Annotated in this window: 19 protein-coding genes; 2 read left to right on the forward strand and 17 right to left on the reverse strand. The window is 44.4% G+C overall.

Annotated features, from left to right (window positions below):
- Positions 1 to 91: 91 nt before the first annotated feature.
- Genes ACLOR3_RS04410 through ACLOR3_RS04425 form a run of 4 tightly spaced genes read right to left on the reverse strand, consistent with a single transcriptional unit; the run spans position 92 to position 3,899 of the window.
- Positions 92 to 1,375 carry a glycosyltransferase gene (locus tag ACLOR3_RS04410; RefSeq protein ID WP_411400286.1) on the reverse strand — a complete coding sequence of 428 codons (1,284 nt, stop codon included), beginning with the start codon at positions 1,373 to 1,375 and terminating at the stop codon, positions 92 to 94.
- Positions 1,335 to 1,991, reverse strand: coding sequence for a hypothetical protein (locus ACLOR3_RS04415; RefSeq protein ID WP_411400285.1), 657 nt, complete (start codon positions 1,989 to 1,991; stop codon positions 1,335 to 1,337). Before ACLOR3_RS04415 ends, ACLOR3_RS04410 begins: the two co-directional genes overlap by 41 nt.
- Positions 1,984 to 3,126: a glycosyltransferase family 2 protein gene (locus ACLOR3_RS04420; protein WP_411400284.1), complete on the reverse strand. Its 1,143-nt coding sequence runs from the start codon at positions 3,124 to 3,126 to the stop codon at positions 1,984 to 1,986. Before ACLOR3_RS04420 ends, ACLOR3_RS04415 begins: the two co-directional genes overlap by 8 nt.
- Positions 3,123 to 3,899 (reverse strand): SDR family NAD(P)-dependent oxidoreductase, encoded by a 777-nt coding sequence (locus ACLOR3_RS04425; RefSeq protein WP_411400283.1) that lies wholly within the window; start codon positions 3,897 to 3,899, stop codon positions 3,123 to 3,125. The genes ACLOR3_RS04420 and ACLOR3_RS04425 overlap by 4 nt, the downstream gene beginning before the upstream one ends.
- Positions 3,900 to 4,065: 166 nt before the next feature.
- On the opposite strand from ACLOR3_RS04425, the gene ACLOR3_RS04430 reads away from it, so the two are divergent.
- Positions 4,066 to 4,518, forward strand: coding sequence for a DUF3290 family protein (locus ACLOR3_RS04430; protein WP_411400282.1), 453 nt, complete (start codon positions 4,066 to 4,068; stop codon positions 4,516 to 4,518).
- Entirely contained in the window at positions 4,515 to 5,147 is a 633-nt protein-coding gene (locus tag ACLOR3_RS04435) for a DUF421 domain-containing protein (RefSeq protein WP_411400281.1), read from the forward strand. Before ACLOR3_RS04430 ends, ACLOR3_RS04435 begins: the two co-directional genes overlap by 4 nt.
- A 75-nt stretch (positions 5,148 to 5,222) precedes the next feature.
- Here the strand turns inward: ACLOR3_RS04435 and ACLOR3_RS04440 are convergent, their stop codons facing one another.
- From ACLOR3_RS04440 to ACLOR3_RS04500, 13 genes are all read right to left on the reverse strand, one after another.
- The gene (locus tag ACLOR3_RS04440) at positions 5,223 to 6,008 is read right to left on the reverse strand and encodes an L-threonylcarbamoyladenylate synthase (RefSeq protein ID WP_411400280.1); all 786 of its coding nucleotides are present in this window, start codon (positions 6,006 to 6,008) and stop codon (positions 5,223 to 5,225) included.
- Positions 6,009 to 6,103: 95 nt separating this feature from the next.
- Positions 6,104 to 6,694 carry a 3-isopropylmalate dehydratase small subunit gene (gene leuD / locus ACLOR3_RS04445; RefSeq protein WP_270288684.1) on the reverse strand — a complete coding sequence of 197 codons (591 nt, stop codon included), beginning with the start codon at positions 6,692 to 6,694 and terminating at the stop codon, positions 6,104 to 6,106.
- A gap of 10 nt (positions 6,695 to 6,704) precedes the next feature.
- Positions 6,705 to 8,087 (reverse strand): 3-isopropylmalate dehydratase large subunit, encoded by a 1,383-nt coding sequence (gene leuC / locus ACLOR3_RS04450; protein WP_411400279.1) that lies wholly within the window; start codon positions 8,085 to 8,087, stop codon positions 6,705 to 6,707.
- 2 nt (positions 8,088 to 8,089) lie between these two features.
- Complete coding sequence (locus ACLOR3_RS04455; RefSeq protein ID WP_048689804.1) at positions 8,090 to 8,359, reverse strand: DUF1294 domain-containing protein; 270 nt, start codon at positions 8,357 to 8,359, stop codon at positions 8,090 to 8,092.
- Complete coding sequence (gene leuB, locus ACLOR3_RS04460; protein ID WP_129822097.1) at positions 8,356 to 9,393, reverse strand: 3-isopropylmalate dehydrogenase; 1,038 nt, start codon at positions 9,391 to 9,393, stop codon at positions 8,356 to 8,358. The genes ACLOR3_RS04455 and leuB overlap by 4 nt, the downstream gene beginning before the upstream one ends.
- Before the next feature lie 11 nt (positions 9,394 to 9,404).
- Positions 9,405 to 10,967 carry a 2-isopropylmalate synthase gene (locus ACLOR3_RS04465; RefSeq protein ID WP_238656337.1) on the reverse strand — a complete coding sequence of 521 codons (1,563 nt, stop codon included), beginning with the start codon at positions 10,965 to 10,967 and terminating at the stop codon, positions 9,405 to 9,407.
- Positions 10,968 to 11,281: 314 nt separating this feature from the next.
- Positions 11,282 to 11,938 (reverse strand): YpmS family protein, encoded by a 657-nt coding sequence (locus ACLOR3_RS04470; RefSeq protein ID WP_006596436.1) that lies wholly within the window; start codon positions 11,936 to 11,938, stop codon positions 11,282 to 11,284.
- Entirely contained in the window at positions 11,910 to 12,749 is an 840-nt protein-coding gene (locus ACLOR3_RS04475) for an SGNH/GDSL hydrolase family protein (RefSeq protein ID WP_314836847.1), read from the reverse strand. Before ACLOR3_RS04475 ends, ACLOR3_RS04470 begins: the two co-directional genes overlap by 29 nt.
- A 53-nt stretch (positions 12,750 to 12,802) precedes the next feature.
- Complete coding sequence (locus ACLOR3_RS04480; RefSeq protein ID WP_350018655.1) at positions 12,803 to 14,071, reverse strand: dihydroorotase; 1,269 nt, start codon at positions 14,069 to 14,071, stop codon at positions 12,803 to 12,805.
- Positions 14,072 to 14,082: 11 nt separating this feature from the next.
- Complete coding sequence (locus ACLOR3_RS04485) at positions 14,083 to 14,547, reverse strand: NUDIX hydrolase (RefSeq protein ID WP_411400278.1); 465 nt, start codon at positions 14,545 to 14,547, stop codon at positions 14,083 to 14,085.
- A gap of 20 nt (positions 14,548 to 14,567) precedes the next feature.
- Positions 14,568 to 15,224, reverse strand: a complete 657-nt coding sequence (locus tag ACLOR3_RS04490; protein WP_306474588.1) for a uracil-DNA glycosylase — start codon at positions 15,222 to 15,224, stop codon at positions 14,568 to 14,570.
- A gap of 25 nt (positions 15,225 to 15,249) precedes the next feature.
- On the reverse strand, positions 15,250 to 16,761 hold the full coding sequence (locus tag ACLOR3_RS04495; RefSeq protein WP_411400277.1) for a glycosyltransferase-like membrane protein: 1,512 nt from the start codon (positions 16,759 to 16,761) through the stop codon (positions 15,250 to 15,252).
- 39 nt (positions 16,762 to 16,800) lie between these two features.
- A partial coding sequence (locus ACLOR3_RS04500; protein WP_412037046.1) for a hypothetical protein occupies positions 16,801 to 16,881 on the reverse strand: 81 nt, incomplete at its 5' end.

The raw sequence follows: 16,881 nt of genomic DNA on the forward strand, positions 1-16,881 counted from the left end.
AAAAGACTAGAGTCAAACCTCTAGTTTTTTTATGTTCAATAATAGTAGGGCTTTGGAAGAAAGCAAACAGGAGTCTCCCCCTCCACTTCTTCTATAACCTCACTTTCAAGAGTTTCTCTATCTCTTGATAAAGAATCTTTGTTGGCTGGTAGACTTTGCTTTTCTGAGCCAGAGCCTTTAGGTGCGACCAATCTTCCCGAGAAACCAATTCATTAAATAAGCGCAAGACTTCGGAATCTGTCTTTTTACGAGAGACCAACCCTATTTGGAATAACTCAGCCCGAACCGCATTGTCAAACTGGTCATAGTCCTGGGGCAAAATCAGACTTGGAATGCCCTCTTCGATACACCCCATCAAAATCCCTGCACCTGCATGATGAATGGCAAAGTCCATTTGATCCAGAACATCTGAATAAGGGAGGTAATCAAAGACCAGAAGATTTTCCGACAACATCCTGGGTGGATTTTCCAAACCACTAGGGTCGCCTAGGGTTACGTAAAAGACATAGTCAGGATATTCTTGGCTCAAAAGCTTTGCCAACTCCACCATCCGCTCTTTTTCCCATTTTAAATGAGTGCCGCAAGTGACGAGGACCCGCTTTTTAGAGCTAGTGAAATACTGCCTCTGTTCTTGAGGAAGCCGATCAAAAGATAGACAGCGATAACCAACCCATTTAAGCTGGGATGGAAAATCATCTCGAAACTCCAACTCTTTCATGCCCAGAGCCAAGATTGAATAGGGAGAATAGATGGCTTCTGTCCCATCTTCACGGTACAATTTGAAATCCTCTAGGGTATCGAGATTCTTCTTAACCAGCGCAAACCCAACTTTCTTTGCCAGACGAATGACTTGCCTGCCTAGTGCATCTCTCCACTTGTAGAAGATTCCCTGATGCGGTTTCCAGCCTCCCAGATATGCAGGCGTTGTCGTGCGACTTTCAATCGCTACTGGACTTGGAATGGTCGTAATCCAGGGAATGCCCAAACGATCTGCTAAAACTCCAGCAGGAGCGGCTACAAAATCTGCAATGATCAAGTCTGGTCTCCCCTCAGAGTTCCAAATTCGAGTTATTTCGTCAAAAACTTCAGGGATCAGTCTGCTATTGGCCCCTAATTGTTGGTACATGATAAATAGGTTTGCTTGCTTTGATGTATTGGCTATATCTTCCATGACTGTCGGACGGTCAGGAAACAAGGCAAGGCAGTCAAAACCAATCTGCTTAACCAATGCCTTTTTCTGAAAACCTGTTATGACACGGATCTGAAAACGCGGATCCTCCAGCAAGGGCTTGACCAAAGTCAAAGTCGGAAATAAATGACCACTAAAGGGGACGCTAATCACATCGATTTTTATCACTTTGTCTAATCCAGTCATAGATGATTCCTTTCACATCTTCTCTGTATTCATAGCTATAATGATTCGTATCCACTTGGATATCCGCTGAATGGCGGTCCAAAATTCGTGAATAAGGATCTTTTTTGCCTTTGATGACCAGTAGTTCTAGCTCCTTTTGACTTAAGAGAAGCTGGGAAACCGGGCCAAGCGCTATCACACGCAATCTTGGAAGGGAGACCTGATTCCCTAAACTTCTGAGCCACTGCGTCAGCATATTAACACCTGAACTCTTACAAACAAGAACCACCTCCTGCGCTTCCAACAAGGGGGACAAGTGCTTCTGTAACAGCTTTTGGAAACGAGGGTTCAAAATCGTATGCCAATAGTAGATGATATTGGATGCAGAAGCTGACAAGAGGGATACTTGAGGAAACTGTATATGTTCAAAATCTTGATTGAAGGGAAAATTGCTGGCTACTACTGTATAGCCGGATGGACAAATCGCATGAAGGAGGTCTAGCTGCCCAGCTGTCAGCCCGGCACAAGTGACATCACTGCTCCCACTGAGAAAGAGAACCAAGCGATTAGAGTTTAGCATGGTCTGATCAAGAGATAAAGCAGACAAACGGTCTAGATAGGACTTCATCTTACTCATAACGAATCTTTCCGTCCGTCACACGAATCTTCCGCCCCCGCCAATTTATCACAGGTGGAGTCAATAGAACAAAGACAAACAGCCAAGGAAGCAAGAAATCATTCAGCACTTCGTAGGTGACTTCATCCAAGTGTAAGCGATTGGTTAGAATGCTTTGTCGATAGAGGAGCATCCAAACTGCCTTGAATACCAGTAAGCTTAAGGCTAGAAGAAGATAAGGCCACCCTAAAATAAGACTTAAGATCAAACCTGGAAGAGGCAGAAAACTCGGTAAACCTATGAGGCTACACAACTTCCAGTCCAGGTGTTCTTTGAGATAGATAGAGCTAAAGAGAAGCCAACGCTTCATCTGGAGCAGATATTGCTTGGCGTCCTTGATAGTGGTTCGAACATTACAGGTGACCCGTGTTTGGATAATGGGTACTCCTTTACTCCTTAAAAAATCGGCTACGGCTAAATCATCACATAGATAATCCTTGATTGCTGTGAAAAGCCCCTGGTCTTTTGCAAGTTCTACCGGTAGGATATAGAACATCCCGTTGATGGAGTGATTCGCCTCAACTTCTGCCATGGTAAAATAAGTAATAAAAGAATTGCCATTTACAAATGCTGCGACCAGCTTGGACCAGAAATTGCTTCTCTCCTGGTTATAAGGAATACCTGTCAGAATGACCTCTTGACCCAAATAGGCAGTCAGCTCCCCCATCTTAGAAAAATCGATCACACTATCATCGTCCAAAACAATCAGATAAGGCCGGGTCAGCTCCTTTATAACTTGCTCAATCTTGTAACTCTTGGGATTAATCCCCTGAGGGACATCTTTAATGAGAAAGATTCGAATGCGTTGGGCAAAGGAATCCTCTTGGCAAATCTGATCTACTACTCGCTGGGCTTCTGTATCAGACTGGTCAATCAACCAGTAGAATTCCACTGCTTCTGTTTGCTGGAGATTGGCCCGCAAATCACCCTCTAAACGAGGATCCCCTGAGAGGATGGGTTGGACCACCGTAAAAAGCTCTTCTGGGAAGTCCGAAATATGAGACTGGCCTTTTTTATAATAAATGAGGGACAGCAACCAACGGATGAGAAATAAGAGAAGATAAACAACGCTTAAAAATATAAATATAAATTTCATCTATTAAGTCCCTTTCGTAAATACCTTGCAAGGAGACGAATAATCCATCTTTGGGGAAGCAGACGACCTAGCGAAACGAGCAAGCGATAGCGAAGGCCGATAACAGCATAGGAAGTATCTCTTTCTATGAACCGAATCAACTGCTGAGCGACTTTCTCAGGCTTCATCTGCAAGCGACTGCCTCCCAATGCTTCTACTAGTTCGGGAGGAAAAATAGCTGTTTGGACTGGTCCTAGAATGTACAGACATAGCTGGACCGGGGAATCTGATTGACTGAGTTCCTCCTGGATAGCAAGAGTGTAGGTCTGCAAGGCAGCCTTGCTGGAACTGTAGGCTGCTAAATAGGGATGAGGAAAAAGAGCGGCCAGAGATGACAACTGTACCAGCTGGATCTTCTGATTTTTCTGCACTAACTTCTTGATTAGGTTGACCGGAGCATGGTAATTGATTTGCCAGAGATCTTTCTCATTTGCTGTAGCTAGATAGCTGCCTAGGGAAAAATAGGCTACCACCGCACAATTGACAAGAAGATCTGCATCTAGGTCCTCTACAAAAGCTTCTAGAGACTTTTGATCTAGCATATCTAATATTACGGTTGACAGCTGCGCCTTGCTCCCAGTTAGTTCCTCTTGGACTTGGGAGAGTTTGTCTGGATCACGTCCTACTAAGACCAGATAATCCAGACTTCTTGCCAATTCTTTCGCTAGCTGACGGCCAATCCCCCCTGTAGCCCCTAAAATGATCGCTTTTTTCATTGTATCTTCCATCTTCATAGCTCTAGTGTACCAAATTTCGATTAGATAGAAAACTCCTACTTCTATTCTTCCACCTTAAGGTACAATCCATACCTTTAAACAATGAGAATGTCACTTTAAATCATTGAAGTAAGGATTGAAATAGTTTATAATAGCTTGAATACAAAATAATTGAGGGGTTTTTATGAAATTCTATTCCTACGACTATGTACTGAGTCAGATTAGCCAGCAAAATTGTGTCATGGTGATCATGTCCATTCTCTTAGTGTTGGTAACGGCTTTTTTCGCATTTAAGGCATATAAGGATAAACGTGGAAGTAAGTTCCGTGAATTGTCTATTATTTCTGTCTTAATCTTAGTAGCCGTTGTTTTGATTGGCATTTCAAATTTTCAAAACAATCAGTCTAATGACAATCAATTCCGCTCTTCCCTACACTTTATCGAAGTTGTTTCAAAAGAATTAGGTGTAGATAAAGAAGATGTCTATGTCAATACTTCGGATACGACCGACGGAGCTATTATCAAGGTAGACAAGCAATTCTATCGTGCGATTAGCGGAACAGACCCAGATAGCTATTTACTTGAAAAAATGGACTTATATAAAACAGATGTAGAACTGGTGGAGGTTGAAAAATGATAAGCTTTTTTGCTACAATTGCAATTAAATTGGCCTTTGGGCTTCTTTCTCTTGTTTTTGTTATTAACGTAACAGGAAAAGGAAATTTAGCGCCAAGTTCTGCAGTAGACCAAATACAGAACTTTGTTCTCGGGGGTATTATCGGCGGGGTCATCTACAATAGCTCGATTACCATCCTTCAATATGTCGTCATCCTCATCATCTGGACGATTTTGATTCTGTCACTCAAATGGCTTAATACCAATGTTTACTTCATCAAACATCTGATTGATGGAAAACCAACTATTATCATAAAAAACGGAAAATTAGATCCAGAAGCTTGTCGCTCAAAAGGCCTTTCTGCTTCTGACGTCGCTCTTAAGTTGCGCTCTCAAGGGGTCTTCCAATTGAAAGAAGTCAAAAGAGCCGTCATCGAACAAAATGGCCAACTCATAATCGTTCGAATGGGAGATGAAAATCCCAAATACCCAATCATTACAGATGGTGTAGTCCAAGTAGAAATCTTAGAGGCCATCGGTAAAACTGAAGAATGGCTTATGGCCGAACTGAATAAAAAAGGATTTGAAAATGTCGATGACATCTTTATCGCTGAGTACGACAAGGGTGAGATTAATGTCGTGACTTATTAAAGTTGGAAATCAGCTATTCGATAAAATAGACAAGTAAAAGGTCGTTACGAACTGTAACGACCTTTTTTCTATCTTTTAATAGTACTCCCCTTGGCGGTAGTTCCAAGAGTTGAAATGATCAGATAAGTGCATCATGATCTTGTCGATATCCAATCCCTTACGGATCACGACTGGGCAAGTATTGACAGAACGGCTACCTGCTCCTTGTTCTGGGATGAGTTTTCCTTCTGCATCAACCATAGAAACCATCACTCCTTGTTCATAGCGAGTTTCAATAGTCTTGTCTGGTTGGATAGAGGCTACATAATCATCGGCTTCGATGACCAAATCCACGGCACCTTCGATTCGCTCTCCGATTCCCTCGACTTTCCCACGATTTCCTTTACCAGATGGGTTAGCTGAAGAGGCATAAACCATTTTGCCTTCTTTTTCCCACATTTCTTTGGCGATTTGCTCACCAGCTTTACCGAATTTGATGACAAAACAGCTGGTTCCACGAACGTCTGTCATGAGTTCTTCGCGTCCATCTCCGAAGGCTTGTAATTTTGCATAGGCATCTTCACGCCAAGGGAGGATACAACCAAGCAAGATATCTTCGTCCCAATGTTTTTGGTAGAAGGCATCGATTTCAGGATTCAATTGAGCAAGGGTCCGGAGTTCATCCATGCTCCCACAAAGAACAACACCTGGTTTGTTGCGGTTGCGTTCTTTAGCTTCGAACTTCCGTTCCAAGCCGGCCTTGTCACTGGTCATAATAATGTAACCAACTTTTGTAGGGCAGACGATACAACCTCCCTCTCCTTTCAAAATGTCAAATCCTTCTTGTGAAAGTGTTCCGTCCCATTGAATGTGTTTTGTCATAAATTTCGTCCTCTTCAATTCTTTTTTTCTATTCTATCAAAATTACCAAAAAGCTTCAATATATTTTCTGAAAATTCTTAATTAACTATACAATTTTATTGCCAATAAACTGGCCGTTGCTTTTCATAAGCGGCAATCAAGTCCTCATATTGAAGTGTAATGCCAATGTCATCTAGACCATTGAGCAGTTTGTGCTTCCAATCACCATCGATCTCAAATCGAAACTCTCCAACTGGCGAGATAATCTTTTGCTCTTCTAAATCCACCGTCACTGGATCTGTCGGCTTCAAGCTGGCTAGTTTTTGTCGAACCTCTAAGGGCTGAACAATCGGAAGCATCCCATTATTGAGTTCATTATTGTAATGGATATCTCCGAAGGATCCGGCGATGACGACTTTAAAGCCATAATCAGCCAAGGCCCAGGCTGCATGTTCCCGAGAGGAACCTGCCCCAAAATTGTCACCAGTGATCAAAATGGTTGCCTTGCGGTATTCCAGCTTATTAAAGATAAATGTTGGATCCTCGGTATACTGATCATCCAAATAGCGCCAAGCATACATGAGGTATTTGCCAAAGCCTTTTTTATCAATCAGCTTTAAGAATTGCTTGGGGAGGATTTGGTCGGTATCGATATTATCGTTCATCAAGGGAACGGTTGTCCCCGTATAAATGGTAAATTTCTCCATGATTCCTCCTTTATTGAACTTCGGGCATTTGGCGCACATCGACAAAGTGACCGGCTATTGCTGCTGCAGCTGCCATAGCTGGGCTACAGAGATGGGTCTTAGCCCCAAACCCTTGGCGGTCTTCAAAATTTCGATTGCTGGTAGAGGCACAATGAACCCCATCTGGAACCTTATCTGGATTCATTCCTAGACACATAGAGCAACCTGGATCACGCCATTCAAAGCCTGCATCCATAAAGATCTTGTCCAAACCTAACTTTTCAGCAGCTTGCTTAACCGGACGAGAACCAGGTACGACAATGGCTGTTAAGTTGGGCGCGATCTTTTTGCCTTTCACAAACTTGGCTGCCAACTCCAAATCGCTGAGACGCGCGTTGGTACAAGATCCGATAAAGATATAGCCTAATTCAATGTCTGCTGGTTTTTGGCCAGGTTCTAGATCCATATAACGATAGGCCCGCTCATCGTTCATGTCCCGAATCTCTGGAAAGGGGGTTTCAAAGTCCACTCCCATGGAAGGATTGGTCCCCCAGGTCACCATCGGAGCTAAGTCAGATACATCCATACGGATGACCTTGTCATATACGGCTTCGTCATCACTGACCAGAGTCTTCCAATCCGCTACTGCAGCTTCAAAATCTTGTGGCACACATTCACGACCTTCTAGGTAATCAAAGGTCTTTTGGTCTGGATTCATGATTCCCATCTTAGATCCAAATTCAATGGACATGTTGCAGATGGTCATCCGCTCTTCCATGGTCAAGCGATCAATCGCTTCGCCCCGATACTCTACGACATAGCCAACGCCGCAGGCAACACCGTAGCGCGCTATCAAAGCTAGGATGTAATCCTTTGAATAGATCCCTTTTTGCGGGGTTCCAGTGAATTCGACCAACATCTTCTTGGGTTTGACCTGCCAGATGGTTTGGGTGGCAAAGACATGCTCGACTTCGCTAGTCCCAATCCCAAAGGCTATAGCACCGAAGGCTCCATGGGTTGCGGTATGGCTATCTCCACAGACAATAAATTTTCCTGGTTGGGTCCGCCCAGTTTCAGGGCCCACCATATGAACAATTCCTTGCTTAGCAGAACCATGGGCAGCATGATCAATCCCAAAGTCTTTGACATTCTCAGCTAATTTATCAATCTGGGCCTTAGAAATCACATCCCGGATATCATAAATGTTAACAGTGGGGACATTGTGATCAAAGGTTCCAAAGGTTAAATCTGGCCGTCGAACCTTGCGACCTGCAACCCGTAATCCCTGAAAGGCTTGGGGACTGGTGACCTCGTGGATATAGTGTTGGTCCACATACATGAGTTGGGGCTGGCCTTCCTCACCGGTCACTACATGCCGTTCCCAGATTTTATCAAAAATTGATTTTCCTGCCATCCTTACCTCCATAAAGCGTAGAGTGTGTAAAGTGTGAGAAGGGTTCCTAAGAGCCAGGTGACCTTAAAATACCACTTCTGTGTCTTGTGATGAAAGAGTAGCCCTCCTATCCACGCTCCTAGCCCTCCAACTGCAAAAGCATAAAAGAGCAAGGTCTTTTCTGGTATCCGCCAAGTATTTCTTTTGGCCTTTTCCTTATCAACTCCGTAGAGAATCCCTACGAAGAGATTCCATAGAAGGATCAAGCCAGTAATCATTCCTTTTACACTCATAAGCGTTTTATAATCTCTTCTGTCATTTCTTTTGTCGAAGCACTGCCTCCTAGGTCTCTCGTAAAGATCCCTGCAGCAAGAGTAGCTTCCACTGCTTTTTCAATGCGGCTAGCATCTTCTTCTCGATCAAAGCTTTCTCGCATCATCATGGCAACAGAGAGGATCATCGAGACTGGATTCGCCACGCCTTGACCTGCAATATCTGGAGCTGATCCATGAATAGGCTCATACATGCTTGAACCTGATTCTGAATGGCTAGCCGATGGCATGACCCCAAGAGTGCCAGACAAGACACTGGACTCGTCTGAGAGGATATCACCAAAGAGGTTTTCCGTCACGATGACATCAAAGCGAGAAGGATTGGTAATCATGAGCATGGCTGCTGAGTCTACCAACTGGTGCTCCAAGGTCACATCTGGAAAGTCTTGAGCCACTCGATCAGCTACTTTTCTCCAAAGTTTGGAGGTTGCGAGGACATTTTGTTTATCAATGCTGGTGACTTTCTTGCGACGTCCCCGCGCAATCTCAAAAGCCTTCCGCACGATTCGCTCCACTTCTTCAACTGAGTAGTCGTTGATATCCCGTGCTTGATTTTCTTCTAAGATATGCTCTCCGAAGTAGATCCCGCCGGTGAGCTCGCGAACTACTACGAAATCCACACCATGGATGCGCTCCTCCTTCAAAGGAGAGAGGTGCTTGAGGGAGTCGTAAATCTTGACCGGACGAATGTTAGCATAAAGGTTGAGCTCCTTACGAAGAGCTAACAAGCCTTGCTCCGGACGAATCGGTGATTGGTCATACTGAGGACATCCGATAGCCGCTAAGAGAATGGCATCCGCTTCCTTTGTAGCTTCTAGAGTAGAAGCTGGTAGAGGATGACCAGCCACATCAATCCCTGCTCCCCCAAATGGATGATCTTGGACTGAATAGTCAAAATTTGTTTTTTCTGCCACTGCTTTCAGCACGGACAGGCCAGCCTCCATGATCTCTGGTCCAATCCCGTCTCCAGCTAGGGCGACAATCTTCTTCGTCATAGTGTTCTCCTTTAGGCATCTGGTAGATCACGATAGGATACAATGTGACCGATCTCTCCAGCATTCTCTTTTTGCACCAAGGTATTGGCATTGATATAGGCAATCGCTGACGCCTTCAATACGTCAAAGTCTAAACCAGAAGCATTAAAGATGGTATCCGTCGCTTCGTTTTCAACAGTGACCAGTACACGCGCTTGGGCATCAATCCCATCTGTCACCGCATCAATAGTGTAGGAAGTCAGACGAACTTCTTGATGGAAGAATTGATCAATAGCATTAAAGATTGCTTCCACTGAACCTTGACCTTTGGCAAGGTATTCAAGAATTTCACCATTTTCATTTTTCAGACTGACTGCTGCAGTGATGCTTTCATCTTCATTGGTTGTGAGACGAAGATCATCAAAGTGGAAGCCTTCTGGATTTTCCACTGCTGTACCGGCAACAAGGGCGCGGATATCGGCATCAGTGATCTCGTGTTTCTTGTCTGCCAGAGATTTGAACTTAGCAAACAATGGCTGGATGTCTTCTTCTGTGAATTCCAGTCCCAACTCATGCAGTTTTTCTACAAAGGCATGGCGACCAGACAATTTTCCAAGAGGGAGGCTATTGCTCTTGACACCCACCAACTCAGGCGTGATGATTTCATAGGTAAGAGGATTTTTAAGGACTCCATCCTGGTGAATCCCAGACTCGTGTGAGAAGGCATTGCCGCCAACCACTGCCTTGTTTTTAGGAATTGGAATCCCAGAGTAACGAGAGACCAACTCAGAGGTGTTGATGGTTTCATTAAGGACAATCGGACTCTCCACTTGGAAATAGTCTTCGCGAATATTAAGGGCGACCGCTACTTCTTCAAGTGCAGCATTTCCAGCCCGTTCCCCGATGCCATTGATGGTTCCTTCGACACGACCAGCTCCATTCTTGACAGCGGCGAGGCTATTAGCCACCGCCATTCCTAGATCATCATGGCAATGAGGGGAATAGATAATCTCACGATCTGTCTTGACATGGTCGATCAAGTATTTGAAAATAGCTCCGTACTCTGCTGGTGTCGTGAAACCGACTGTGTCAGGAATATTGATGTAGCTAGCACCAGCATCGACTGCAGTCTGGACAACTTGCAAGAGGAAATCCAATTCCGTCCGTGTCGCATCTTCGGGCGAGAATTCAACAACTTCAAACTTAGAACGCGCATAAGAAACGTGTTCCTTGATCGCTTCAAGAATTTCTTCCTTGGTCTTGTTGAGTTTAAATTCCCGGTGAATGGGACTCGTTGCGATAAAGACGTGAACTTGCGGATACTTGGCATCTTTTAAGGCTTCATAACAAGCATCGATATCGGATTTAACGGAGCGAGCCAAACCTGTCACGGCTGTCTTGGTCAAGACCTTCGCAATCTCCTGCACAGCAGTGAAGGAATCCGGACTAGCTGCAGGAAAACCTGCTTCAATAGCAGAAATGCCCCATTTTTCCAATTGCTTGGCAATGGCAATCTTTTCTTTAATGGAGAAATTGACTCCTGGAGTCTGTTCACCGTCCCGAAGACTGGTATCTAAAAATTCAACTTTACGCATAGGGTCTCCTCTTTTCTAAACATAGTGAATAAAATAAAAACATCTCGCCAGTTACCTAAGCGAGATGTCTTGTTACTCCCGCTTGGTAAGCCAAACAGGACTAATGCTTTTGCACTAGCCCGAGTACCTCAACAACAAAGCAAATTGAATAAACTTAGCTGTTTTCATGTTTGACTTTCTCCTTTGATTGATGTCTTGTTTAGTATTTTAGCATAGGGAAAATTGAATGTCAAGAATTTTCTACAATATTCTGAATTTTTTGAATAGAAACAAAATAAAGGCGAAAGTCGCTTTCTTACTTTCGCCTGATCTTCTTATTTTTTCCTGTAGAGATCAAAGATGATTTGATCATTGTATAGATCAATGGTATTGGCCTTGACATAGAAATCCATCTCATTTTTAATCTTAGCAAGCTCGATCTTGATCGTCGCTTCTTTGCTATCAATTTTCACAAAGTCAGGTAGATCCTTGTTTGTAGACAGCACCTGCATCACGGTCTTCTTAGGAAGTTTCAAGGTCCCAACTGAAAAATCCTTGAGGGTCAGGAGGATACTCCCATCCTCTAGCTTACTTGGCTGGAAATAGATATAGAGCGGGTACTCCTTCCCTAAAAAGTCCATCCTCCCCTCTAGTAACATCTGTTGGTTGTCTGCATACAGTTGATAATCACTCAAATGATAACTTTTAAGCATGACCTTGATGGTTTCATTTAGTTGAGCCCTAGTTGTGGTCATACTGCCGATCTTGACATCTCCTCCTTGGCTAGGAGTCTGTAGTTGCCGGACATCCTCTCGTACCGTTGAGAAACGAGTCCATACGACTAAACTTGTTGCCAGCAAGAAACTGACCAAGCCTAGAAAGAGCCATTTCCAGATGTTAATCGGCGTTTTTTCTCGTCTCTCCTTAAAATGAGGTCCTGTGGTTGCTGGCTTAACCTTCTTCTCACTCGAACCATTTTTTCTCAGTTGCATGTATTTTCTCCAGTACGGCTTCTTTCATGATCTCGTAGCCTGTATTATTGGGATGGAAACTATCCTCATCATACAAGGCATCATTGGTCACAGTTTCTTTTCCTAATTCGGATTCTGTCACCCCACTCTTGCCATCAATGCCCTTATAGAGGAGGTCATTGATTGGAACAAAGTAGACGCCTTGATAGGCAGAGAGGGTCTCCTCCGTTCTTTGGTTCCACTGATCGACAAGGGTCTGCAATTCCGTTAGATCGGGGAAATTGAGATACAAGGGATTATAGATCCCCACCACGTAAATAGGCAGATCAGGGTTGTCCTTGCGGGCCAATTCGATAATCTGTTTGAGATTTTTCTCATAGGTCTTCGATGCTTTTTCAAAGCGATCCAGATCTAAGTTACTGGTATCCTCAAGGATGGCCTTTCGCAGATCATTGCCCCCGACAGTAATGGTCAGTAACTGAGCCTGCTTCAAGTCCTTTCGAATCTCCTTTTTCTCCTGCATACGTGACAAAATTTGGCCGCTCGTGTTGCCAGAAACACCATAGTTGATCGCTTTGAATTCAAGACCTGTTTCATTGGTCAAACTCTGAGCAAGCAGAGGGACAAAACCACCTTGATTGGTGCTATCTCCTACGCCTTTGGTCAAGGAATCGCCAATCGCTACATAGGTGACTACCTTCTTTTTGACACTTGTTGACGGTTTGGTCATCACTGGTTCTGCTGAAGGAAGGAGCCAATTGACCAGAAAAAAGCAGACCAGAAAAGTGACCAAACAATACAAGATCATCTCTAGTATTTTTCTACTATTCATATACTCCTCATTCGTTCAGCTTTCAATTTGACTTTCTTATTTTTAAGTCAGGTTTAGGCTTGGTAGACAATCTTGCCCTGGCAGATGGTATAGGCTACCTGTCCCTTGAGGGATTCACCAACAAACGGTGAATTAGCTGCCTTAGAAGCAAAATGATCAGACACTAAACGGTCAGCATCCGGATCAAAGATCACAATATCCGCTGGTCCACCGACTTCCAAATAACCCGCTTCAAAGTTATATAATTTAGCGGGATTATAGGTCATCTTTTCTAAGAGTTCCATCAAGCTGAGCTCTCCTGCATGGACCAAATAGGTCAAACCAAGCGATAGAGAGGTCTCTAATCCTGTCATACCGGAAGGAGCCTTGGTGATATCGGCTACGTTCTTTTCATCCGCATGATGAGGCGCGTGGTCCGTTGCGATTACGGTAATGACTCCTGACTTCAAGCCTTCGATGACTGCACGACGGTCTTCTTCCCGACGAAGAGGTGGATTCATCTTGGCATTGCTTCCCTTAGACAGCAAGAGGTCTTCAGTCTTAGAGAAATGCTGAGGAGCTACTTCTGCAGTAACAGGAGCACCGATCGCTTGGGCAAACTCGACTACCTTGACACTCTCAGCTTTCGAGAGATGTTGGATGTGGAGGTGGCCACCTGTCGCATGAGCAATCATAGCATCCCGCGCTGCCATCGAGTATTCTGCCACACCAGTGGCTCCGCAAACCTTGAAATGCTCCCGAGCAATGTGCTCATTAAGTCCCAGAATGCCGTTCAACTCTGGATCTTCTTCGTGGAGACTAATGAAAGTCCCCAGACGTTTGGCTTCTTCCAAGGCCTGACGGACTACCTTGGTACTTTGCAACGGGATCCCATCATCTGAGAAACCGACAGCTCCAGCCTGTAACAAACCTTCAAAGTCAGTGAGATGTTGGCCATCAAAGTTCTTGGTAACCGTCGCTACGGTTTTAACATGAATGGCTTCCTTAGCAGCAGAATCCAAGACTTCTTTTAAAGTCACGACATCCGAAATAGTTGGAGTGGTATTGGCCATCATGACAACTGTGGTAAAACCACCAGCTGCAGCAGCCAGAGCTCCAGTGTGAATATCTTCCTTGTGGGTCTGACCTGGTTCCCGGAAGTGAACGTGAATGTCCACCAAACCTGGCGCTACCACCTTGCCACTCGCATCGATAACTTGGGCTCCCTCATAAGAAAGAGATGGACCTATTTCCACAATTTTCCCCTGATCTACCAAGAGATCACACACTTGGTCCAAACCAGTTTTTGGATCCATTACCCGACCATTTTTAATGACTAACATCTTCTACTCCTTTATTCATAGAAATCAACATGGGTCTCTAGCAAGCGATCCCCATCATAGCGGAACATAGCTGAAAAGAAGGGCTTATCCTCCAAGAGCCACTCGACAAAGGTGTGGTCCCCCTCCCAAGTTGGCTTACTTAAGACTTGATCATAAGGCACCCACTCCAGTGTCCCTTCGTTACACTCGATGAGATCCCCTTCAAATTCAGTCACCTTGAAGACATAGGTGTACCAGTCTAGGTCGGGAGTGAATTCAGGGAAGGTGATAATTCCTTTTAGAACTGGCTTAGCAACTAGACCCGTTTCTTCAAGAATTTCTCTAGCAGCACATTCTTGAGGAGTCTCCCCGCGTTCTAATTTTCCACCAACTCCGATCCATTTGCCTTCATGGACATCATTGGGCTTTTTATTGCGATGAAGCATCAAAAACGCTTCTCCATTATCGATATAGCAAATTGTAGCTAACTGTGGCATTATTTCTTCTTTCTATTTTCCTAACTTCGCAACCAATCAATAGGCTCGCGACCCATCTCCGTTAAATAAGCGTTAGCCCTTGAAAAAGGACGGGAGCCAAAGAAACCGCGATAGGCCGATAAGGGACTGGGATGGGCACTTTCAATAATCAAGTGTTTACTTGCATCAATCAAAGACTTCTTCTTCCGAGCATAGGCACCCCACAGAATAAAGACAACATGCTCCTCCTCTTGACTGACTAGGCGAATAACTGCATCTGTAAACTCTTCCCAAATCAGGCCAGCGTGCCCATTGGCTTGGCCAGCAGGCACTGTCAGACAGGCATTGAGTAAGAGAACCCCTTGCTCTGCCCAAGGCATCAAATCATGGGAAGGCTTAGGCCCCACATCTTCCGCTAACTCCTTTAAAATGTTTTGCAAGGATGGAGGTGCTGGGATGTCATCCGGTACAGAAAAGCTGAGTCCCTGTGCTTGACCAGGACCGTGATAGGGATCCTGACCCAGAATCACGACCTTAACTTCTTCCAGATTCGTTGTCTTTAAGGCCTGAAAAACCTTTTCACGAGGTGGGTAAATGGTCCCTGATGCATAGACCTGATCTAAAAATTGATTGATTTGCTTAAAGTAGCCCTCTGGAAGCTGCTCCTTAAGCAATTGGTGCCATCTTGAATGTTCCATCGCTTCTCCTTACAGCATAAAATAATTAACCGTTCTCTTGAGATTTCCTCGGACCAGCAGCCAAACCAATAGAGGCTAACAAGAGAATTTGTGGTAGAAATTGGATCAGATAACGAGTCTTGCCACCTTCAAAGATGGTCAAAAAGAGAAGACCACCAAAAACAGCAAGCGATAGGAAGTGGAATTCGTCATCGTTCTTCTTCTTGAGATAGACAAGGACCAGGCCAGCTGCCATCACAATCCAAACCAACTGTTTGACGAACTCATAATAACGATACTGAGGACGATCTGTACTTAAGAAGTAGGTACGAATCCATTTGGCAACTGGTAAATCCTTGGTATAAGGATCGTAAAGAGGGTTAATGACCGGAGTCTTTTCGTATTCAACATCCCGATAGAGCCAACCAAGTGTCCCTTCTGCAACCGTCAAGGATTGCTTGGTATAAAGATGTCCCAGGAGTCCAATCGGACCATATTCCTTCAAGCGCCGTTTGATTTCTTTAATGATATATTCGTTCTTGAACATCCCATTATTGTACTCGTCTCGCTTATCTTCGTCGACATATTTCAAGAGCCCTTCTTTCATATCTGCTTGGTTGTGCCCAATATCCGTCAAGCCCAAGTTAATAAACAAGAGCGGTCCTTTAGCCAGCCCTTCCCCTTTTAAAATAGGGACAGCTGTTTGGTGTTTTACAGCTGTATTCAGAGCTCCAAAGACCAGACCAGTTGATAAAAGGGTTAAAGCAAAGACTTTTCCAAAGACCTTCCACTGCCCTTTAAAGAAGAGGACCATCCAAAAGGCCATCACGACAATAATAGTCGTCGGACGGATCAGCATAGTAAGCCCTGATAAGAGGCCAAACCACAAGGATGTCTTCCATTGTGCACCACTGTCGCCCCCTTTTAAGAGATCCAAGGCTAGCCCTAATTGCAAGGCGATGAGAGGAAGAGGCGGAATATCCGTGTACATGGAGTAAAAATAAGGGGAATAACAGATTAAGAGCACATAGAGGGTATACACCCAGTCTGCCACTTTTTGGTCATAATGTTTCAGCCCTAAACGATACAAGAGGATGGCTCCTGCATTCACAAAGACCATGTTGAGGACTTGCATGACCCAGAGGCCTGCCCCACCAAGGATTTGGTAGAAAAAGCGTTCGTACAAGAACAAGGGAAGGTTATTGGGATTCCGGCTCAGGTAGCTAGAGATAGAGGACTCTTTTAGAAGGCCAAAGGCTCCCGTATAGACCACCGCGGCATCTCGTCGGATAAAGAGTTCCGCAGACAGCATAAAAACAATCTGAACTAGAATCGCTCCCAGCATCAATCCAGTCTTGTGTTTCATCAACCAGGCAAAGGCTCTTTTGAGATAGGAGCGACCAACATAAGCTAGGAGAAAGATAAGTCCCCCAAATACAAGGTCCCATCCCGAAATATCTTTTAGGTATACGATGCTAATGACAAACCAGTGCACCATCAGGAGCAACATGACCAGATGGAGCAATCCAAATAAGGCATTTTTACTTTTTACTAACATAGCTCCATTATAGCAAAAAAATAGGGATTTCGCTGAATTCTATCGGCTCTCCATCAAATAGAGGACTTCAGTTTGGATGGTGAAGCCAAGCCCTAGATATAGACTCAGGGCTGCTTGATT

This window comes from Streptococcus intestinihominis (assembly GCF_046824975.1).
In the GTDB taxonomy this organism is placed as follows: Bacteria; Bacillota; Bacilli; order Lactobacillales; family Streptococcaceae; genus Streptococcus.